Raw genomic sequence first — 1,545 nt, 5'->3', positions numbered from 1 at the left:
AATTAGTTCATGCTGTATCTTTATTAAACATTCGTAAGACTCATTTTTGTTCGGGAGATGTGCTGTCATTCGAGCATAAGTTGGTTTCTCATCTTTAAAATATTTTACCATGATTGAATTATCAAGGACTGTCAACAACTGAACTGGATCACTGCTCTTTTTTTGATAGATACCCGCTCTTATATAACTTCTAAACCGATCGCCGAGAAACGCCGTTTTTTCTGCTGTATTTATCAACTCCTGCAACGTTCCTTTGATGGCATGATTTTCATTAAGGCGTAGTGACCCGACGCGAATTAAGAGTCTCGCCCCGCTTGGTGTGAATTTATTATTTTTACATGTACCCAGTTCTGTTTGCCAATAATACTCACCGATGTCCTCATTCTGATACCATCTCCACATGGCTTTATTATTTAAGACAGGAAACGCGGAAAAAATAGTACCCTTAGCGAAAATAGTAAAACAATCATGATCTTTAGCTTGTATTTCGCAATCAGCTATAACACCAAAACTAACAAATATCATCAGCAAAAAGAACAAAACTCTTTTCATTTTCTTATTCCTCTCGATGTTCTCTGTTTCATTTTAGCTAAAATTTCACCCAAATCATCTATCCCTGCTGTTGCTGGCCCATCGGGTTTATTAATGTCTGGGAATAAATAGGGTTCTGCACAAGTATATCCTGGTGGTAATTGAGTTGTTGGCCAATTTGTCTGTGGCAGGTAATCACTTGCTGTCTTTGTATCCATCCCTGGATACTGGGAATCATCCTGTGGCGTACAAGTCAGATTTGGTTTTACCCACTTCCTGCAATACAGTGTGTAGTCGTAAGGGCTTAATACTCTGAAGAATGTTTTGAAAACATTAGGCGCACTACTGGCCTGGTCAATAGGATATGGCAGTCTTAATTGTTTCGCTATGTCCGGCAATTTACTTGGATCGGGCGTAGGCGGTTTGTTGGGTCTCGCTCCATATCCGCCATTATTTAAGTGTCCATATTTTGATGCCAGTCCCATTGAATCTATATACTGAACCGGATTCAGCGGATACTGATAAAAATTCCATCCCCCCTTCAGCCCAATCGGATCCTGAGTGATATACCTCCCCTGCAGCGGGTCATAATAGCGGTGACGGTTGTAATACAGGCCGGACTCCTCATCATACTGCTGCCCCGGCAGGCGGATAAGCTGCTGCAGCTGATGCGGGTTCTCTTCATTCAGCAGGTTGCCCCATTCATCGTATTCTGCGCACCATTCTGTTGCCCCTTCCGTGCTGACAAGCGCCAGCGGCAGGCCGCGATGGTCGCAGTGGTACAGGTGGATTTTTCGCGCCGGCGTGTACACCGGGTCCATCTGGTTTTGCATCTGCTCCACGGTCAGGCCGCACGATGCCAGCCAGCGGCGGCTTTCCTCACTCACCCGGTCAGCCAGGATTTCACTTTCCAGCCGGTCGAGCATCTGCACCAGCACCGGCGGGAACACCACACTGCCACCGTCTTCGCCGCCGGACTGCTGAAGCGCATCCGCCAGGCTGCGGCGCTGCGTT

Annotated in this window: 2 protein-coding genes; both read right to left on the bottom strand. The window is 46.3% G+C overall.

The features are described 5' to 3' along the window. The coding region (ybfC, locus tag E0D98_RS24080; protein WP_131891242.1) for a protein YbfC at window positions 1-552 on the bottom strand (552 nt) is incomplete at its 3' end. Then, window positions 549-1,545: RHS repeat-associated core domain-containing protein (locus tag E0D98_RS24075; RefSeq protein WP_131891239.1), on the bottom strand; the 997-nt coding region annotated here is incomplete at its 5' end. The genes ybfC and E0D98_RS24075, both read right to left, overlap by 4 nt.

Origin of the sequence: Escherichia sp. KCJ4928, assembly GCF_004352695.1 — a bacterium.
In the GTDB taxonomy this organism is placed as follows: domain Bacteria; phylum Pseudomonadota; class Gammaproteobacteria; order Enterobacterales; family Enterobacteriaceae; genus ECMA0423.
This window is presented reverse-complemented; position numbering and strand designations above follow the sequence as displayed.